Here is a 16,534-nt window from a genome sequence, read left to right as displayed (position 1 = left end):
AGCGGGCGAAGCAGTGCTTCGCTTTTCCCGCTTTCGCCCCGCAAGGGGCGAGGGGTGACTCGCGTCTGGTTGGCCATACCATCCTGAGAGAACATACCTGCCGGACAGTATCCTCGGGGAACATCAATATTCTCGGGTTTGATATTCCAAGACCTTGACCAGAAACTCGGCAACCCAGGATCACTCCGCAACCACCGCCGCGAGTCACCCCTCGCCCCTTGCGGGAGAGGGGCCGGGGGAGAGGGGGAAGGCAGCCTACACCAACCGAAAAAACTCCCGAGCCGTCGCCGTGGTATGTTCAGCCAACAGCTCCAGGCTTTCCCCGCGACAGGCCGCCACCATGCTCGCCACTTCCGGCAGCCAGGCCGGTTCGTTGCGGCGGTTCTTCGGCTTTGGTGACAGGGTGCGGGGCAGCAGCCAGGGGGCGTCGGTTTCCAGCATCAGGCGTCCGGCGGGAATATCCCTGACCAGCGGTTGCAGGTGGGTGCCGCGTCGTTCATCACAGATCCAGCCAGTAATGCCGATGTGCAGGTCCAGATCCAGGTAGCCATACAGTGCCTGGCGGTCGGCGGTGAAGCAGTGCACCACGGCGGCTGGCAGTCGATCGCGGAAATCGCGCAGGATGCCGACCAGAGTGTCGCTGGCTTCGCGCTCGTGCAGGAATACCGGGTAGCCCAGCTCCACCGCCAGCTCCAGCTGCTGTTCGAGCGCCTTGAGCTGTTGGGGGCGGGGGGAAAAGTCGCGGTTGAAGTCCAGGCCGCATTCACCGATGGCGCGTACGCAATCGGCCTGGGCCAGCAGGCGCAGGTCGTTGGCGGACTCGCTGTTCCAGTGGCGCGCGCCATGCGGGTGGACGCCAGCGGTGCAGAACAGTCGTTGCGGGTCTGTCGCGCACTGCGCCTGGATGGCGGTGCACTCATCGAGGCCGGTGGCGGTCAGTATCATCTGGCTGATACCGGCCGCCCAGGCTCGTTCGAGAACGGCTTCACGGTCCTTGTCAAAGGCGGCGTCAAGCAGGTTGACGCCGATATCGACCCATTCCATGAGGAGGTGCCTCGCTCAGCTGCGCCGTGGCGGCTTGGCTGAGCGGGGTTTGCCGGCAAAGTCCTTGCGCGGCGGGCGGGGGCTGCGGGGACGCTCGGTTTCACCGGGCGGCAGCGGCCATTCGCGGATCTGCAGGGCGACTCCATTGACCTCGATCCCGGCCAGCTTGCTGAGCACCGACTGATCCAGCTGCGGCAGATAGACCCCGGTATGCTCGGTGAACATCTTGATGTGACCGATCTGCTGGCGACGCAGGCCGCCGTGCTTGACCAGTGCATCCACCAGCGGCTTGGGCATCAGGTTGTTGGAGCGACCGCCCTGCACCTTGTAGCGCACCAGGCCGCTGTCGCGGTCATCGGCCGCTTCACGGCGCGGTGGGGCGACGGGCAGGTCGGCAACGGGTTCGACCAGGGTTTTCGCGCCGGGCAGGATGGCCAGCAGGCTGGCGGCCAGCTCCAGCGGGTCCATGCTGGTCAGTTGCAGCAGGTCGTCGACCAGTTGGTGATGCAGCGAGCCAGTGCTTTCGGCGGCGTTCTGCAGGCGGGTAGCCAGTTTGCTCAGGCGACCACTGCGGACTGCGTCGGCGCTGGGCAGGGCCTGCTGTTCGATCTTCTGGCCGGTGGCCTTTTCCAGCACGTGCAGCATGCGCCGCTCACGCGGGGTGACGAACAGGATCGCGGTGCCGGAGCGACCGGCGCGGCCGGTACGACCGATGCGGTGCACATAGGACTCGCTGTCATGCGGAAGGTCGTAGTTGAGCACGTGGGAAATACGCTCAACATCCAGACCACGGGCGGCGACGTCGGTGGCGACCACGATGTCCAGCAGGCCGCGCTTGAGGCGGTCGACCACCTGCTCGCGCAATTGCTGGCTGAGGTCGCCGTTCAGCGCCGCGGCGGCGAAGCCACGGGCTTCCAGGCGCTCGGACAGTTCCAGGCTGGCGGTCTTGGTGCGTACGAAGACGATCATCGCCTCGACCGGCTCGACTTCGAGCAGGCGGGTCATGGCATCCAGCTTGTGGTGGTTGGCCACTTCCCAGACTTTCTGGGTAATGGTGTCCAGGCTGCTACTCTTGCCACTGTGCAGGCGGATTTCCTTTGGCTCGCGCATGTGCTTGCGCGCCACGGTACGTACGCCGGCGGGCATGGTGGCGGAGAACAGTGCCTTCTGGGTTTGCTCCGGGACCTTTTCGAATACCGCGTCGAGGTCGTCGGCAAAGCCCATCTTGAGCATCTCATCGGCTTCGTCGAGCACCAGGAAACGCATGTTGTCGAACTTGATGCTGCCCCGGCGCATGTGGTCGGTCAGTCGGCCGGGGGTGGCCACGACGACATGCGCGCCGCGCTCCAGCGCCTTGAACTGAGGAGCAAAAGGGGAGCCGCCGTACAGCGCCAGCACGGAAAAGCCGGGCAGGAACTGGGCATAGCGCTGCAGCGCTTCGGCGACCTGCAGTGCCAATTCCCGGGTAGGGGTCAGGATCAGTGCCTGGGTGGCGCGCACGCTCACATCGATGCTCGCCAGCAGCGGCAGCGCGAAAGCGGCGGTCTTGCCGGTGCCGGTCTGGGCCAGTCCCAGCAGATCATCACCGGCCAACAGGGTCGGAATAGCCTCGGCCTGGATAGGAGAGGGTGTTTCATAGCCGAGGCTGTTCAGAGCCTCAAGAAGCGGTGCAGGCAAGCCGAGATCGGCAAACTGCGGTGCCGCCGGAGCGGTATCGGACATACGGGAAGTAAACCTTGGGGGATTGAAGATCGCGTAGTATACGCGTATTCGGCACAAATTGCCGCAAGGATTTTCATGCCGTGGCGCAGTGCTCGCCGCACTCCCGATCAACGATGCAGGAGGAAGGTTATGGGTCGCCTGGTAAAGGGGATATGGCACGACGAGTGGTATGACACGGGCTCCACCGGTGGTGCCTTCGTGCGTGAGGATGCCGGTTATCGCAACCGGATCGAGCCGGGTGGGCGCTTCACCCCGGACAGTGGCCGCTACCATCTGTACGTGTCGCTGGCCTGCCCCTGGGCCCACCGCACGCTGATCCTGCGTAAGCTCAAGGGGCTGGAACCGCACATCGATGTGACCGTGGTGCATCCGCACATGCTCGACAAGGGCTGGGTCTACGATCCGGTCGAGCCGTTGTATGGCTTCGAATTCCACTATCAGCTCTACACCCTGGCCAAGCCGGACTACAGCGGGCGGGTGACGGTGCCGGTATTGTGGGACAAGCAGGAGCAGACCATCGTCAACAACGAGTCGGCGGAGATCGTGCGCATCTTCAACAGTGCATTCAACGAGCTGACCGGCAATACCGACGACTATTATCCCGAGGCGTTGCGTGGGGAGATCGACCGGTTGAACGAGCGGGTCTACAACGAGGTGAACAACGGCGTGTACAAGGCCGGTTTCGCCACCGCGCAGGAGGTGTATGCAAAGGAATGTGCAACGCTGTTCAGCGCACTGGATTGGCTGGACGGCCTGCTCGCGGAGCGCCGCTATCTGGCCGGCGATCGCATCACCGAGGCGGACTGGCGGCTGTTCACCACGCTGGTGCGTTTCGACCCGGTGTACCATGGCCACTTCAAGTGCAATATCCGACGCATTCAGGATTATCCGAATCTGTCCGGCTTTCTGCGCGAGTTGTATCAGTGGCCCGGTGTGGCGGGGACGGTCGACTTTCACCATATCAAGCAGCATTACTACTACAGCCACGAGACCATCAATCCGACGCGGATTGTGCCCCTGGGCGAGGGGCCGGATCTGATGTTGCCGCATGGGCGCGGGGTACGACCGGCGGAGTGGTTGGGGCTTTGAGGTTGTGCCTGCGGGTAGGCTGTTTTCCCCCTCTCCCAAGCCCCGCTCCGCGCCCCGGCCCTTCGCAGAGCTCAGGGCGCTCAAGCGGGCGAAGCAATGCTTCGCTTATTCCGCTTTCGCCCCACCAGGGGAGAGGGAGCAGAACGGTGCTGATCGAAACAGCTCAGTCATTCTGCAATGAGATTACATCAGACATACCCAAAACAACCAGAACGCACAAACTAACTCCCTCTCCCCTGGTGGGAGAGGGCTGGGGAGAGGGGGCGCGCAGGGGCAGCCTCAATACTGTATATCCACCACCCAATACACCCGCTCACCCACCGGCGCCTGCACCACCACCTCGTCATCCACCCGCTTGCCGAGCAATGCGCGGGCCAGGGGGCTGTCGATGCTGATGTGCTGCTGCTTGGGGTCGATCTCATCCGGGCCGACGATGCGGACCTTCAGTGGCTGGCCGTCTTCATCCTCCAGTTCGACCCGGGCACTGAAGAAGATCTTCTGTGGGTCGCTGGGTGGCTGGTCGATGACCTTCAGGTTTTCCAGCCGCTTGCGCAGAAAGCGTACGCGGCTGTCGATCTGGCGCAGCATCTTCTTGCCGTAGGTGTATTCGGCATTTTCCGAACGGTCGCCCTGGGCAGCGGCTTCGCTGACCGCGCGGGTGACTTCCGGGCGTTGTACATTCCATAGCTGATGCAACTCGTCACGCAGGCGCTGGGCGCCTTCGGCGGTGATCAGTGGTGTGCCAGCGGAACGTGGAGGGCGGTAGCGGCTCATGCTCAGGCTCCCCGGTTGATCAGTTTCATGGGGCTCTGGTTGACCACGGCGCGGGTGCCGAGGGCGCCAGCGAAGCCAATCAGCAGGGCGCCGGCCAGCGGTACCAGCAGCCACAGCGAAAAGTGCGGTTGCCAGGCCAGGTCCAGGGCAAAGCGATACAGCAACCAGGTCACCAGTTCGGCGGCAACGATCGCCAGCAGGCCGGCCAGCGCTCCGAGCAGGCTGAATTCCAGCCGGTTGGCCTGGCGCAGCAGTTGCCGACGGGCGCCCAGGGTACGCAGCAACGCGCCTTCGTACAGGCGGGTGTCCAGGGTGGCCTGCAGTGAGGCGAACAATACGGTAAAGCCGGCCAGCAATACGAATATCAGCACATACTCCACGGCCAGGGTGACCTGGTCGAGGATGTCGCGCAGTTGCTGCAGTATGGCTTCGACTTCCAGCAGCGTCATTGCCGGGAAGGCTCTGGTCAGTTCACGCAGGCCGTCGCGCTGGTCGGCGGGCAGGTGGAAGCTGGTCAGCAGGGTGCTGGGCTGGCCTTCCAGTGCGCCGGGAGAGAACACCATGTAGAAGTTGGGGGTGAAGTTGTCCCAGTTGACCTCGCGGATGCTGCTGACTTCGGCCTCCACTGTGGCACCGCCGATGACGAAGCTGAGCTGGTCACCGAGCCCCACGCCGAGACTGTCGGCCAGCTCCGCCTCGACCGATACCCGGTGCTCGTCGCTGGGCGGTAGTTGCTCCCACCATAGGCCTTCACGCAGCAGGTTGTCGGGTGCCAGTTCGCTGGCCCAGGTCAGACTCAGGTCGCGGTTGATGGCGCGTTCCCCAGGGCTGTCCTTGGTGACGTGCTCACGTACCGGCTCGCCATTGATCGCGGTCAGCCGGCCCGGGGTGACCGGATACAGCGGTGCGCTGCGGGCGCCGATATCATCCAGGGCCTGGCGAAATGCCGGCTCCTCGGCGGGCAGGATGTTCAGGGCGAAGTGGTTGGGTGCGTCTTCCGGCAACTGCGCCTGCCAGGCGTCGAGCAGTTCGGTGCGCAGGATGAAGATCACCACCATCGACATCAGGATCAGCCCGAAGGCCAGTATCTGTCCGGCGGCCGCGGCAGGTTGCTTGAGCAGTTGGCCGCTACCCAGGCGCCAGGCCAGCCCGGCATTGCGCAGGCGATTGCCACTGGCGCGCAACAGCAGCCAGGCCAGTGAACCGAGCAGCAGTGCGGCAAGGGCGCCACCGAAGATCACCGCCAGGGTCATCGGCAGGTTGCCGGTGAATTGCCACATCAGCAGGCTCAGGCCGGACAGGGCCAGGCCGTAGATCAGCCAGGCGCTACCAGGCAGCGGAGTCAGCTCGCGGCGCAATACCCGCAGCGGTGAGACCCGGCCCAGGCGCAGCAGCGGCGGCAGGCCGAAGCCAAGCAGACCGACCAGGCCCGTGGCCGAACCCACCAGCAGCGGTTTGGGGCCGGCGGCGGGCAGGTCCGGCGGCAGCAAGTCGCGCAGCAGGTGGATCAGCCCCCATTGCATCAGCCAGCCGGCGAACAGGCCGAGCAGGGTGGCAATGATGCCGAGCCCCAGCAGCTGTAGCAGGAACAGACGCAGGGTACGTTGGCGGCTGGCGCCGAGACAGCGCAGCAGCGCGCTGGTGTCGTAGTGGCGGCTGGCGAAGCGGCTGGCCGAGAGTGCCACGGCAACGCCGGCCAACACTACCGCAGCAATGCTGGCCAGGCCCAGGAACTGGTTGGCGCGCTGCAGCGCGCTGCCAATCTGGCGGTTGTCATCGGCGACCGAGGTCAGCCGCTGGTGGCTTTCCAGGCGTGGTTCCAGCCATTGGCGGTAGCGTTGCAGATCTGCTTCGCTGCCACTGACCAGCAGGCGATAGCGGACCCGGCTGCCCGGTTGCACGACGCGGGTGGCGGGCAGGTCGGCGAGGTTCATCAGTACCCTGGGAGTAAGGCTGTAGAAGTCGCCGGCGCGATCCGGTTCATGGGTCAGCAGCGCGCTGATGCGCAGCTGTGCATAGCCGATTTCCAGCGTATCGCCGACCTCCAGCCCCAGCACATTGAGCAGGCGTGGCTCAATCCAGACGCTGCCGGCATCGGGAATGTCGGTGGCAACCTGTTCGGCGCCGAAGGCCTGCTGGGCGATACGCACCTCGCCGCGCAGCGGATAGTCGGGACCCACGGCCTTGATGCTGGACAGCTGCATCTCCATGTCACTTGAAGTGACGCTGGAAAAATCAACCATATCAGTATGTTGAAGGCTATTGTTGATAGCTTCCTGGAGGAACTCCTGCGGCAGTGGTTCCCGCGACGAGATGCGCATGTCGGCACCCAGGAACTCGGCGGCGCGGGTCGCCATGCCGCGCTGCAGACGGTCGGTAAAGAAGCTGATGGCGGTGCTGACCAGTACCGCTATCAGCAGTGCCAACAGCATTACCCGCAGCTCGCCGGCGCGCCACTCGCGCAGCAGCAGGCGCGAAGCCAGGGGCAGGTCGCGTCCGATCATGGCTGGTCTTCCTTGAGGCGGCCGGCTTCCAGATGCAGTGCAGCGGCGCAACGTTCGGCCAGGCGTGCGTCATGGGTGACCATGACCAGGGTGGTGCCCTGTTCGCGGTTGAGTTCGAACAGCAGGTCGGTGATATGGGCGCCGGTCACCGCGTCGAGGTTGCCGGTGGGCTCGTCGGCGAACAGGATAGCCGGTTCGCTGGCGAAGGCCCGGGCGATTGCCACCCGTTGCTGCTCGCCGCCGGACAACTGTCGCGGGTAGTGGCTCAGGCGATGGCCCAGGCCGACCCGTTCGAGCAACTGCCGCGAGCGCTCCGCGGCGTCGCGACGACCCTCCAGCTCCAGCGGTAGCATGACGTTCTCCAGGGCGTTGAGGCTGTCCAGCAACTGGAAGGACTGGAACACGAAGCCCACCTGCTCAGCGCGCAACGCGGCACGCTGGTCCTCGTCCAGGGTGGCGAGTGATTGCCCGGCCAGAATGACTTCGCCACTGCTCGGCAGATCCAGCCCGGCGAGCAGGCTGAGCAGCGTGGACTTGCCCGAGCCGGAAGCGCCGACGATGGCTACGCTGCCGCCGCGGGCGATGCTCAAGCTGACATCATCGAGAATGGTCAGCTTCGCTTCCGGGGCATCGACGACTTTGCTAAGGTGACGGGCGATGATAACGCTGTCTGACATGGGTATCGGCCTTGATGAATGTCTGGAAAAAATGCGCTGCCGGGGTGTTCTGTTGGGTGCTGGCATGGCCGGCACTGGCACAGAACATTCTGCTGGTCGGCGATAGTATCAGCGCCGCCTTCGGTCTGGAAATCGAGCAGGGCTGGGTAAGGCTGCTGGAGCAGCGTCTGGCGGAGGAAAACCAGCCCTACAGGGTGGTCAACGCCTCGGTCAGTGGCGACACCACCGCAGGCGGCCTGGCCAGGCTGCCCGCGCTGCTGGCGGAGGTCGAGCCGGAACTGGTGGTGATCGAACTGGGTGGCAACGATGGGCTGCGGGCATTGCCGGTAGCCAATATGCAACAGAATCTTTCCAGCATGGTTCGGCTGGCCCGGGAGGCCGATGCCGATGTGATCCTGCTGGGTATGCGGATTCCGCCGAATTATGGTCCGCGCTACTCGGATGCCTTCGAACAGGCTTTCACTTCGGTGGCCGAGGAGCATGAGGTGGCGCTGATTCCCTTCCTGCTGGAGGGCGTGGGCGGGGTCGAAGGCAAGATGCAGGACGATGGGGTGCATCCTACCGCTGCAGCCCAGGCGGTTTTGCTGGATAATGCCTGGCCGGCCATCAGCCAGTGGCTCGAGTCACGCTGATGGCATTGAGAGCGGCATTGATTCAGTGTAAGGAGCAGGTTGGTGACAGTGTCCTGGATGGCCAGACGTTGGTGTGTAGTTGAGCAGGACGAGCAGCAAGACCTGTTCGTGGGAGATCCATGGCATGTGCATCTGGTGGATATCAATCTGCGTCTGGATGCGCCGCTGGAGCGCTCGTTGTGTGGTGATCTGTTGCCATCGAAGCCGGTATACCGGGAGGTGCAGCGCAAGTTGCTGAAGAATCTGTGCCCGCAGTGCATGGATATGGCGCAGACATTGCGCGAGGCCGGCCGGCGTCCGGCGGCACGGCGGGGAACGGTGGTGGCGCCCATGGTTCAACAGTTTGATCTGTATGCAGCGGTCGGAGGGTGAGGGCATGAGGTTGCTAGGCAGGGTGGCAGGTGGCGCACTGGCGCTGTGGCTGACGGCCACGGCGCTGGCGGCCGACTATCCGCTCGAGCCGGGGCAGCAGGTGATCGGCTCGCTGTCCAGCGTGACGGCGGTGTATGAGGATACCTTCGCCGACCTGGCCGATACCTACGGCTTCGGTTTCCTGGAAATGCAGGCGGCCAACCCCGGGGTGGACCCCTGGTTGCCCGGCGCCGGCACCAGCATCCGCCTGCCCGGGCAGCACATCCTGCCCGATGCCCCGCGCAACGGTATCGTGATCAACCTGCCGGAATACCGTCTCTACTACTATCCGCAGGATGGCAACCGGGTCAGCACCTGGCCGGTGGGCATCGGGCGCGAGGGCTGGTCGTCGCCGATCGGCGAGACCCGGGTGGCGCGCAAGGAGGCCAATCCGTCCTGGTACCCGCCACAGTCGATCCGCGAGGAACATGCCGCGGCGGGTGATCCCTTGCCGGCCGTGGTGCCGCCGGGCCCGGACAACCCCATGGGGCCGTTCAAGATGAACCTGGCCATGAGTGGTTATGTGATCCATGGCACCAACAAGTCGTTCGGCATCGGCATGCGGGTCAGCCACGGTTGCTTCCGCATGAACAACCGGGATGTCACCGAGTTGTTCCCCCAGGTGCCGGTGGGCACGCCGGTGACCATTGTCAACCAGCCCTACAAGCTGGGCGTGCTGGACGGCGAGCTGTATCTGGAAGTGCACACGCCGCTCGACGAGCATGGCTTCCCTTCGTCGCTGGACAAGCTGGCGGCGATCCAGGCGTTGTTGCAGGCGCGCAGCGAGCTGGTCGCCGGCTACCGGCTGGACTGGCAGAAGATACGGGACATGGTGTTTGCCGAAGAGGGTGTCGCCGGGGTGATCGGCACGCCGTACAACGAGTTCGGTACGTTCTGAGAGACTGTGAAGGCGTCCGGGCCGTAGCTGGACGCCTTCACAGTTGACGCTGGCTTACTTGCGACTGGCTCTTTCGAGCATACGCAGGGCACGCTCGTTGGCTTCGTCAGCCGTTTGCTGGGCACGCTGTGCGGCAGCCAGGGCTTCCTCGGCCTTGCGGTTGGCCTCGTCAGCGGTGGATTGCGCACGGGCCGCGGCATTTTCGTTGGCAGACAGGCGGGAAGTGGTTTCTTCCTGGTACTGGTTGCTGCTGCAGCCCACTGCCAGCAGCGCTGCCAGAGACAATGCCGAAAGTTTCAGTGCAGTATTCATCTTGATACCCCTTTGTTGACGATAGTGTCGTTTTGCCGACATATGAATCCTAGCAGTTTTCAGACGGATGGCGATTGACTAGCGTCATAACCCCTGTGCGTTTGTCGACATTCAGCTCAATGACTGATGGCCGGGCAGGTTTGTTCCCGGCCGGGGCTGAGCTAATGTAGTTGGTGCAAAATCATAAATATAAAAGGATTGCATCACATGTTGGGATACCTGGGGTTGTTCGCGGGGCTCGCGCTGCTGATCTGGTTTGCGCTCAGGGGTGTGAATATCTTTCTGGCGTCGGTCGTCTGCGCGTTGGTGGTGGCGATTCCCAACGGCATTCTGCTGCCGGCGGCGCTGCTCGAGCATTATCCATTTGGTCCGCTGGGGGCTTTCACCTTCGCCGGTAAGTTCTTCCTGTTGTTTCTCTGTGGTGCGATCTTCGGTAAGGCCATGGCCACCAGCCAGGCAGCCAAGAGCATCGCCGTTGCCATTACCCGGGGGCTGGGGACCCGGCATACGCTGCTGGTCGGGATGGTGGTCTGCGCGCTACTGACCTACGGCGGGGTGGTGGTGTTCGTGGTGGTGTTCACCATGTATCCGCTGGGTATCACGCTGATGCGCGAAGCCAACCTGCCGAAGCGCATCTGGTGTGCGGCTACCGCGATTGGCGCTGGTACCTTCACCATGACCGCTTTGCCTGGCTCGCCCTCGATTCATAACGTGATTTCTGCCAGCGCCCTGGGTACCGACCTGTTTGCTGGTGGCTGGATCGGTCTGTTCGCCGCCGCGATCATGGCCGTGCTCGGCATGTGGTATGTGGAGCGGGAATGGCGTGTGGCCCGGGCCCGGGGTGAGGGTTTTGTCGAGAATGCCCAGGACCTGCGCATGGAACAATTGATCGGTGACCCGAACGAGGCGCCGCCGTGGGGCCTGGCGCTGATTCCGTTGATACTGGTGCTGGCGGTGATCATGTTGCCGCGTCTCATCCTGGGGCTGGCCGACTGGTCGGAAACCGAAGGGCTGTTGGCCCAGATACTGCGCTTCAGTGCCAGCCAGCCGATCGTCTGGCCGAGTATTGCGCTGATCGTCGGCTCGCTGGCCTGCGCCGCGCTGTTCGCCAATGCGCGGCGCAAGATCGGCCAGGTGTTCGGTCAGGGCGCCGAGGACTCGGTCATGCCGTTGCTCAATACCGCCGCGGTGATCGGTTTCGGTGGGGTGGTTACCCAGACCGCCGGCTTCGGCGAGTTTGCCCAGTGGATACTGGGGGTGAACATGCCGCCGCTGCTGTCGGTATTCGCCTCGATCAGTACGCTGTCGGCGATTGTCGGCTCGTCCTCGGGCGGACTGCAGATATTCATGCAGACCCTGGCACCGAGCTACCTGGAGATGGGTATACAGCCGGAGATCCTGCACCGTATCGCGGCGATCGCCTCCGGTGGCCTGGACTCGCTGCCGCACTGTGGCGCGGTCATCGCCACTTTCATGATCATGGGCCTGACTCACCGCGAGGCATACAAGGACATGTTCATGGTGACCGTGGCGGTACCGGTAGCGGCCTGCCTGTTGTCCGTCGCCCTGTTGATGGCGCTGGGCGTGGGTGTCACGCCACCGGCATGATGAAGGAATGGCCAGGAGCGGAATCTTCTGCCCTGGCCGCAGGTCAATTGATGTTCCAGCAACCCCTGGATGGGAGGCAGCAATGATGTCTGATGTTGCGGTTCGGCACGACCCTGCAAACAATATGTTCTATATCGATGGTGATGGTGGCCGGGCCTGTCTCAGCTACATGGACCTCGGCAAGCAGACCATGGATATCTATCGTACCTTCGTGCCCGACGCCCTGCGTGGGCATGGGCTGGCGGCCCGGCTGGCGGCGGAGGCACTGTGTTACGCGCAGCAGCAGGGCTATACGGTGATTGCCTCATGCTCTTATGTCGAGCGCTATATGCAGCGTCAGCAGGAGCCTGGCTGAAGATATGAAAAACCCCGCCGCAGCGGGGTTTTCAATACTCTGGAATCACTGGCCGCGCTTGCGCGCCGGCAATACATCCTTGAGCTTGGCATGCATGCTGCGCACGGCCTGGACCGTGGTGTCCCAGTCGATGCAGGCATCGGTGATGGATACGCCGTACTCCAGTTGCGTCAGGTCCTTGTTGATTGCCTGGTTGCCCCAGCCGATATGGCTTTCGACCATCAGGCCGACGATCGAGCTGTTGCCCTCGACGATCTGGTTGGCGACGTTGTCCATGACCAGTGGTTGCAGGGCCGGGTCCTTGTTGGAGTTGGCGTGGCTGCAGTCGATCATGATGTTCGGTTTGACGCCGGCCTTCTCCAGTTCCTTCTCGCACAGGGCGACGCTGACTGAATCATAGTTCGGCTTGCCGTTACCGCCGCGCAGCACCACATGGCCGTACTGGTTGCCGCGGGTGGTGACGATGGACACCTGACCTTCGGCATTGATGCCCATGAAGCGGTGCGGACTGGCGGTGGACTGCAGCGCGTTGATCGCCACGCCGAGGTTGCCGTCGGTGCCGTTCTTGAAGCCGACCGCCGAGGACAGCCCCGAAGCCAGTTCCCGGTGGGTCTGGGACTCGGTGGTGCGCGCACCGATCGCCGACCAGGAAATCAGGTCCTGCAGGTACTGCGGCGAGATCGGGTCCAGCGCCTCGGTGGCGGTGGGCAGGCCCATGTCGGTCAGGTCGCAGAGCAGTTGGCGACCGATATGCAGGCCATCCTCGATCTTGAAGGTGTCATCCAGGTAGGGATCGTTGATCAGCCCTTTCCAGCCCACGGTGGTGCGCGGCTTCTCGAAGTACACGCGCATCACCAGGTACAGGGTGTCGCCCACTTCGGCAGCCAGGGTCTTGAGACGCTGGGCGTAGTCCTTGGCCGCTTCCACATCATGGATGGAGCAGGGGCCTATGACGATGAACAGGCGCTGGTCCTTGCCATCCAGGATGTCGCGAATCACCTGGCGGCTGTCGACCACGGTAGCCTCCGCTGCCGGGCTCATGGGGATCCTGGCCTTGAGTTGGGCAGGGGTAATCATCACTTCGTTGGAAGCAACGTTCAGATCATTGATAGGTAAATCGGCCATCTTCCTTCCCAGCGAGTCTGCAAGGCCGGCAACCTGCCAGCCTGTCAATAATGGGCGACAGCTTAAAGCATGCATGCCGGCTCCGGCTACCCTGTCAGGTGCTATCGGGGGGATTGAGCCGGTATATCGGCAGCTTTGTCGCCAGGTTGACTGTTGCCCGTCGTGCACAGCGATTACCATGGAGCGGTTTATTGCGCATCGTTCAAACAAGAGAGGAAAGGCGAATGACAAAACCACGTATTGGCGTGATCGGCACTGGCGCCATTGGCGGCTTCTATGGCGTGATGCTGGCCCGTGCGGGCTACGATGTGCATTTTCTGCTGCGCAGCGAGTATGCCGCGGTCCAGCAGCACGGCATTACCGTGGAGAGCCGGGTGCATGGTGAGCTGAACCTCGCGCCGGTGCAGGCCTATGACGATGTGGAGGCCATGCCGGCCTGCGACTGGCTACTGGTCGGGGCCAAGTCCACCAGCAATGATTCGCTGGCACCGCTCATCGCGCGCGCCGCCGCGCCGGGCGCGCGGGTGATACTGCTGCAGAACGGACTGAACAACGAGGCGCACCTGCGTGACCAGTTGCCGGCGGACCTGCATCTGATCGGTGGCCTGTGCTACGTCTGCCTGTACCGCAAGGGGCCGGGCGTGGTGGTGCATCAGGACAATGGCATGATCGACCTGGCCTACCATTCCGGCCCGGCGAGCGTCGAGGAACAGCAGCAGATGATCGCCGACGGCGCGGCCATGTTCCGCGAAGCCGGGCTGAAGGCGCGGGAGCAGGACAATCTGGAGGGCGCGCGCTGGCAGAAACTGGTATGGAATGCGCCGTTCAATGGTGTGTCGGTGATTCTCAATGCCGGTACCGAAACGCTGCTGGCCAATCCGGCGAGCCGCCAGTTGATCCGTGACCTGATGCAGGAGGTGGTCGATGCCGCCGAGGCCTGTGGCCACAGCATGCCCGAGTCGCTGGCTGACAAGCTCCTGGTAGGGACCCAGCGCATGCCCGACTATCTGCCGAGCATGTATCACGACTGGCTGCACAAGCGCCCGATGGAGCTGGACAACCTGTACGGCGAAGCGCTGCAACTGGCCGCCGCTGCCGGCTGCAGCATGCCCCGCACCGAGGCGCTGCGAAACATGCTGCAGTTCATCCAGGATGGTTATCTGGCTGACGCCTGAGTATCGATGGCCGGGCTCTACTCTGGCCAATGGAGGGTCGAGGTCCATCTCGACCCAGGGACGGTCTGAGACCCTGCTGTCGTCGAGTCGATCGCGACCCGGTCCGATCGCGGCCCGAGGCGCTCGACAACCCGAGGGGGTGTAGCGCGCCTGCGCTACGCTTTGAGGTCGCACAGCAGTTCACTAACCGACCAGCGGCACCGTAAATTCCCTGCTGCCTCTTCGCTTTTATCATTCTTCGTCTAACCTCACCGTTGTACCTATGAATTTGGTTATAAACGGTCCATGATGTATCGCTTGTCTAGAACGGGGAGATGACATCGATGAAATTGCAGCAGCTGCGCTATATCTGGGAGGTGGCTCACCATGGTCTGAACGTCTCGGCCACGGCACAGAGCCTGTACACTTCCCAGCCGGGCATCAGCAAGCAGATCCGCCTGCTTGAGGACGAGCTGGGTGTCGAGGTCTTCTCCCGCAGCGGCAAGCATCTGACGCGCATCACCCCCGCTGGAGAACGCATTATCCAGACCGCCGGCGAGATCCTGCGCAAGTGCGAGAACATCAAGCAGATCGCCCAGGAGTTCAGCCATGAGCGCAAGGGCACACTGACCCTGGCCACCACCCATACCCAGGCGCGCTATGCCTTGCCGCCGGTGATCCGCCGTTTCATCCAGAACTATCCCGAGGTGTCCCTGCACATGCACCAGGGCACACCGACCCAGATCAGCGAGATGGCGGTGGATGGCACCGCCGACTTCGCCATCGCCACCGAGGGCATGGAGCTGTTCAACGAACTGATCATGATGCCCTGTTACCGCTGGAACCGTTGCGTGATCGTGCCCAAGGGCCATCCGCTGCTGGAGGCCGGCCCGTTGACCCTGGAACTGCTCAGCGAGCAGCCGCTGGTGACCTATGTGTTCGGCTTCACCGGCCGCTCCAAGTTGGACGACGCTTTCAGCCACCATGGGCTGCAGCCGAAGGTGGTATTCACCGCCGCCGATGCGGACGTGATCAAGACCTACGTACGGCTGGGACTGGGGGTAGGTATCGTGGCCAAGATGGCTGTCGATCCCGAACTGGACGATGATCTGGTGGTCATCGACGCCGGCCACCTGTTCGAGTCCAGTGTCACCCACCTGGGATTTCGCAAGGGAACTTTCCTGCGCGGGTTCATGTACGACTTCATCGAGACCTTTGCACCGCACCTGACCCGCGAGCGTATCGAGGAAGTGCTGCAATGCCAGAACCGCATGGAAGTCGAGGCGCTGTTCGAGTCGGTGGAGTTGCCGGTCTATTGAGCGGGTGCCATCGCATCGCCATTTGATGCGAGCGAGTGGGCTGTGATAATGTTGAGAACGATTATCATAAAGTCCGGAGGGAGAGGAGCATGCGTCTTCATGATGCGGGTTGTGAGCCGGAGGGGCGGACCTCTGCGCTCATCGGCATGCTCGAGCGTTCCTCCCTGTTCGCCAGCGTTGACCGTGACATCCTCTGCAGCCTGCTGGCCGATGCCGACCCTCTGCGCTTGAGCAACCGTCAGCACCTGTTCTACATGGGCCAGCAGGCAACGCATTTCTATCTGGTCCAGAGCGGCACGCTGACCCTGTACCGGCCCAGCTATACCGGCGACAACAAGGTGTTTCGTACCGTGGAGCAGGGCGACCTGCTGGTAGAGACCGCCATGTTCCTCGGCCAGCCGGAATATCCGCTATCGGCCCAGGCGGCGACGGACGCCGTGGTCTATCGCATACCGCGTAATAATCTGCTGCAGCTGTGCCGCGAGAATCCGGATTTCAGCCTGGCGATGCTCGGCGGTATGGCCGAGCGTATCTCCCAGTCGCTCAACCGTATCGACCTGCTGACCATCGGTAACGCCGCCCAGCGCCTGGTGATGTACCTGATGGACCTGTACATGCAGCAGCGCAGCGCCTGGCTGGTGCTGCCAGTGGCGCAGAGCCTGCTGGCGCGCCAGCTCAATATCACCCCGGAAACCCTGTCGCGGCAGATGAGCACCTTCCGCCGCAGTGGCCTGATCGGTGACAACCATCCCGAGGTGGTACTGCTGGATATCAAAGGGTTATGCGAGTCGGTCGGCCTGCCGCCACCGAACCCGCAGTTCGAAAGGGTATCGGCCGCCCAGCGCCTGGGCAGCAGCCTGTTCGACTGCTGCAACTACGCCAGCCAGGTGCTGGGCAAGCGCTGAGCCCC

General features: G+C 63.3%; 16 protein-coding genes. 9 read left to right on the top strand and 7 right to left on the bottom strand.

What is annotated here, in order from left to right:
* Nucleotides 1-255 precede the first annotated feature (255 nt).
* Both H6X51_RS03560 and H6X51_RS03555 read right to left on the bottom strand, forming a co-directional pair.
* Nucleotides 256-1,044, bottom strand: a complete 789-nt coding sequence (locus H6X51_RS03560) for a TatD family hydrolase (RefSeq protein ID WP_185266129.1) — start codon at nt 1,042-1,044, stop codon at nt 256-258.
* Between the two features lie 15 nt (nt 1,045-1,059).
* A complete protein-coding gene (locus H6X51_RS03555; RefSeq protein WP_185266128.1) occupies nt 1,060-2,766 on the bottom strand; it encodes a DEAD/DEAH box helicase in 1,707 nt (568 codons plus the stop codon).
* Nucleotides 2,767-2,895: 129 nt separating this feature from the next.
* On the opposite strand from H6X51_RS03555, the gene H6X51_RS03550 reads away from it, so the two are divergent.
* Nucleotides 2,896-3,855 (top strand): glutathione S-transferase family protein, encoded by a 960-nt coding sequence (locus H6X51_RS03550; protein ID WP_185266127.1) that lies wholly within the window; start codon nt 2,896-2,898, stop codon nt 3,853-3,855.
* A gap of 279 nt (nt 3,856-4,134) precedes the next feature.
* On the opposite strand, the gene greB is transcribed toward H6X51_RS03550, so the two are convergent.
* Genes greB through H6X51_RS03535 form a run of 3 tightly spaced genes read right to left on the bottom strand, consistent with a single transcriptional unit; the run spans nt 4,135 to nt 7,810 of the window.
* The gene (greB, locus tag H6X51_RS03545; RefSeq protein WP_185266126.1) at nt 4,135-4,629 is read right to left on the bottom strand and encodes a transcription elongation factor GreB; all 495 of its coding nucleotides are present in this window, start codon (nt 4,627-4,629) and stop codon (nt 4,135-4,137) included.
* A gap of 2 nt (nt 4,630-4,631) precedes the next feature.
* Complete coding sequence (locus H6X51_RS03540) at nt 4,632-7,133, bottom strand: ABC transporter permease (protein WP_185266125.1); 2,502 nt, start codon at nt 7,131-7,133, stop codon at nt 4,632-4,634.
* On the bottom strand, nt 7,130-7,810 hold the full coding sequence (locus H6X51_RS03535; protein WP_185266124.1) for an ABC transporter ATP-binding protein: 681 nt from the start codon (nt 7,808-7,810) through the stop codon (nt 7,130-7,132). Before H6X51_RS03535 ends, H6X51_RS03540 begins: the two co-directional genes overlap by 4 nt.
* A gap of 14 nt (nt 7,811-7,824) precedes the next feature.
* Here H6X51_RS03535 and H6X51_RS03530 point away from each other — a divergent pair, with 14 nt between their 5' ends.
* Genes H6X51_RS03530 through H6X51_RS03520 form a run of 3 tightly spaced genes read left to right on the top strand, consistent with a single transcriptional unit; the run spans nt 7,825 to nt 9,751 of the window.
* The gene (locus H6X51_RS03530; RefSeq protein ID WP_185266123.1) at nt 7,825-8,442 is read left to right on the top strand and encodes an arylesterase; all 618 of its coding nucleotides are present in this window, start codon (nt 7,825-7,827) and stop codon (nt 8,440-8,442) included.
* Between the two features lie 42 nt (nt 8,443-8,484).
* Complete coding sequence (locus tag H6X51_RS03525; RefSeq protein ID WP_185266122.1) at nt 8,485-8,814, top strand: hypothetical protein; 330 nt, start codon at nt 8,485-8,487, stop codon at nt 8,812-8,814.
* A gap of 4 nt (nt 8,815-8,818) precedes the next feature.
* A complete protein-coding gene (locus H6X51_RS03520; RefSeq protein WP_185266121.1) occupies nt 8,819-9,751 on the top strand; it encodes a L,D-transpeptidase family protein in 933 nt (310 codons plus the stop codon).
* 54 nt (nt 9,752-9,805) lie between these two features.
* On the opposite strand, the gene H6X51_RS03515 is transcribed toward H6X51_RS03520, so the two are convergent.
* Nucleotides 9,806-10,063 carry an Lpp/OprI family alanine-zipper lipoprotein gene (locus tag H6X51_RS03515; protein WP_185266120.1) on the bottom strand — a complete coding sequence of 86 codons (258 nt, stop codon included), beginning with the start codon at nt 10,061-10,063 and terminating at the stop codon, nt 9,806-9,808.
* A 207-nt stretch (nt 10,064-10,270) separates the two neighbouring features.
* Here H6X51_RS03515 and H6X51_RS03510 point away from each other — a divergent pair, with 207 nt between their 5' ends.
* Both H6X51_RS03510 and H6X51_RS03505 read left to right on the top strand, forming a co-directional pair.
* Nucleotides 10,271-11,671 carry a GntP family permease gene (locus tag H6X51_RS03510; RefSeq protein WP_185266119.1) on the top strand — a complete coding sequence of 467 codons (1,401 nt, stop codon included), beginning with the start codon at nt 10,271-10,273 and terminating at the stop codon, nt 11,669-11,671.
* Between the two features lie 82 nt (nt 11,672-11,753).
* A complete protein-coding gene (locus tag H6X51_RS03505; RefSeq protein ID WP_185266118.1) occupies nt 11,754-12,026 on the top strand; it encodes a GNAT family N-acetyltransferase in 273 nt (90 codons plus the stop codon).
* 45 nt (nt 12,027-12,071) lie between these two features.
* Here the strand turns inward: H6X51_RS03505 and H6X51_RS03500 are convergent, their stop codons facing one another.
* Nucleotides 12,072-13,151 (bottom strand): 3-deoxy-7-phosphoheptulonate synthase, encoded by a 1,080-nt coding sequence (locus H6X51_RS03500; RefSeq protein WP_185266117.1) that lies wholly within the window; start codon nt 13,149-13,151, stop codon nt 12,072-12,074.
* 224 nt (nt 13,152-13,375) lie between these two features.
* On the opposite strand from H6X51_RS03500, the gene H6X51_RS03495 reads away from it, so the two are divergent.
* From H6X51_RS03495 to H6X51_RS03485, 3 genes are all read left to right on the top strand, one after another.
* Nucleotides 13,376-14,326, top strand: coding sequence for a putative 2-dehydropantoate 2-reductase (locus H6X51_RS03495; protein WP_185266116.1), 951 nt, complete (start codon nt 13,376-13,378; stop codon nt 14,324-14,326).
* Nucleotides 14,327-14,649: 323 nt separating this feature from the next.
* Nucleotides 14,650-15,624 (top strand): HTH-type transcriptional regulator CysB, encoded by a 975-nt coding sequence (gene cysB, locus H6X51_RS03490; RefSeq protein ID WP_185266115.1) that lies wholly within the window; start codon nt 14,650-14,652, stop codon nt 15,622-15,624.
* Nucleotides 15,625-15,713: 89 nt separating this feature from the next.
* Nucleotides 15,714-16,529, top strand: coding sequence for a Crp/Fnr family transcriptional regulator (locus tag H6X51_RS03485; RefSeq protein WP_185266114.1), 816 nt, complete (start codon nt 15,714-15,716; stop codon nt 16,527-16,529).
* Nucleotides 16,530-16,534 lie beyond the last annotated feature (5 nt).

This window comes from Halopseudomonas xiamenensis (genome assembly GCF_014219065.1).
Classification (GTDB): domain Bacteria; phylum Pseudomonadota; class Gammaproteobacteria; order Pseudomonadales; family Pseudomonadaceae; genus Halopseudomonas; species Halopseudomonas xiamenensis.
The sequence above is the reverse complement of the archived record's forward strand: the minus strand, read 5'-3'. Positions and strand labels throughout refer to the sequence as shown.

What these genes read in the sequence shown, in the direction of transcription:
- H6X51_RS03560 (WP_185266129.1), bottom strand. Translation starts at nt 1,044, where the DNA reads ATGGAATGGGTCGATATCGGCGTCAACCTGCTTGACGCCGCCTTTGAC.
- H6X51_RS03555 (WP_185266128.1), bottom strand. Translation starts at nt 2,766, where the DNA reads ATGTCCGATACCGCTCCGGCGGCACCGCAGTTTGCCGATCTCGGCTTG.
- H6X51_RS03550 (WP_185266127.1), top strand. Translation starts at nt 2,896, where the DNA reads ATGGGTCGCCTGGTAAAGGGGATATGGCACGACGAGTGGTATGACACG.
- greB (WP_185266126.1), bottom strand. Translation starts at nt 4,629, where the DNA reads ATGAGCCGCTACCGCCCTCCACGTTCCGCTGGCACACCACTGATCACC.
- H6X51_RS03540 (WP_185266125.1), bottom strand. Translation starts at nt 7,133, where the DNA reads ATGATCGGACGCGACCTGCCCCTGGCTTCGCGCCTGCTGCTGCGCGAG.
- H6X51_RS03535 (WP_185266124.1), bottom strand. Translation starts at nt 7,810, where the DNA reads ATGTCAGACAGCGTTATCATCGCCCGTCACCTTAGCAAAGTCGTCGAT.
- H6X51_RS03530 (WP_185266123.1), top strand. Translation starts at nt 7,825, where the DNA reads ATGAATGTCTGGAAAAAATGCGCTGCCGGGGTGTTCTGTTGGGTGCTG.
- H6X51_RS03520 (WP_185266121.1), top strand. Translation starts at nt 8,819, where the DNA reads ATGAGGTTGCTAGGCAGGGTGGCAGGTGGCGCACTGGCGCTGTGGCTG.
- H6X51_RS03515 (WP_185266120.1), bottom strand. Translation starts at nt 10,063, where the DNA reads ATGAATACTGCACTGAAACTTTCGGCATTGTCTCTGGCAGCGCTGCTG.
- H6X51_RS03510 (WP_185266119.1), top strand. Translation starts at nt 10,271, where the DNA reads ATGTTGGGATACCTGGGGTTGTTCGCGGGGCTCGCGCTGCTGATCTGG.
- H6X51_RS03505 (WP_185266118.1), top strand. Translation starts at nt 11,754, where the DNA reads ATGATGTCTGATGTTGCGGTTCGGCACGACCCTGCAAACAATATGTTC.
- H6X51_RS03500 (WP_185266117.1), bottom strand. Translation starts at nt 13,151, where the DNA reads ATGGCCGATTTACCTATCAATGATCTGAACGTTGCTTCCAACGAAGTG.
- H6X51_RS03495 (WP_185266116.1), top strand. Translation starts at nt 13,376, where the DNA reads ATGACAAAACCACGTATTGGCGTGATCGGCACTGGCGCCATTGGCGGC.
- cysB (WP_185266115.1), top strand. Translation starts at nt 14,650, where the DNA reads ATGAAATTGCAGCAGCTGCGCTATATCTGGGAGGTGGCTCACCATGGT.
- H6X51_RS03485 (WP_185266114.1), top strand. Translation starts at nt 15,714, where the DNA reads ATGCGTCTTCATGATGCGGGTTGTGAGCCGGAGGGGCGGACCTCTGCG.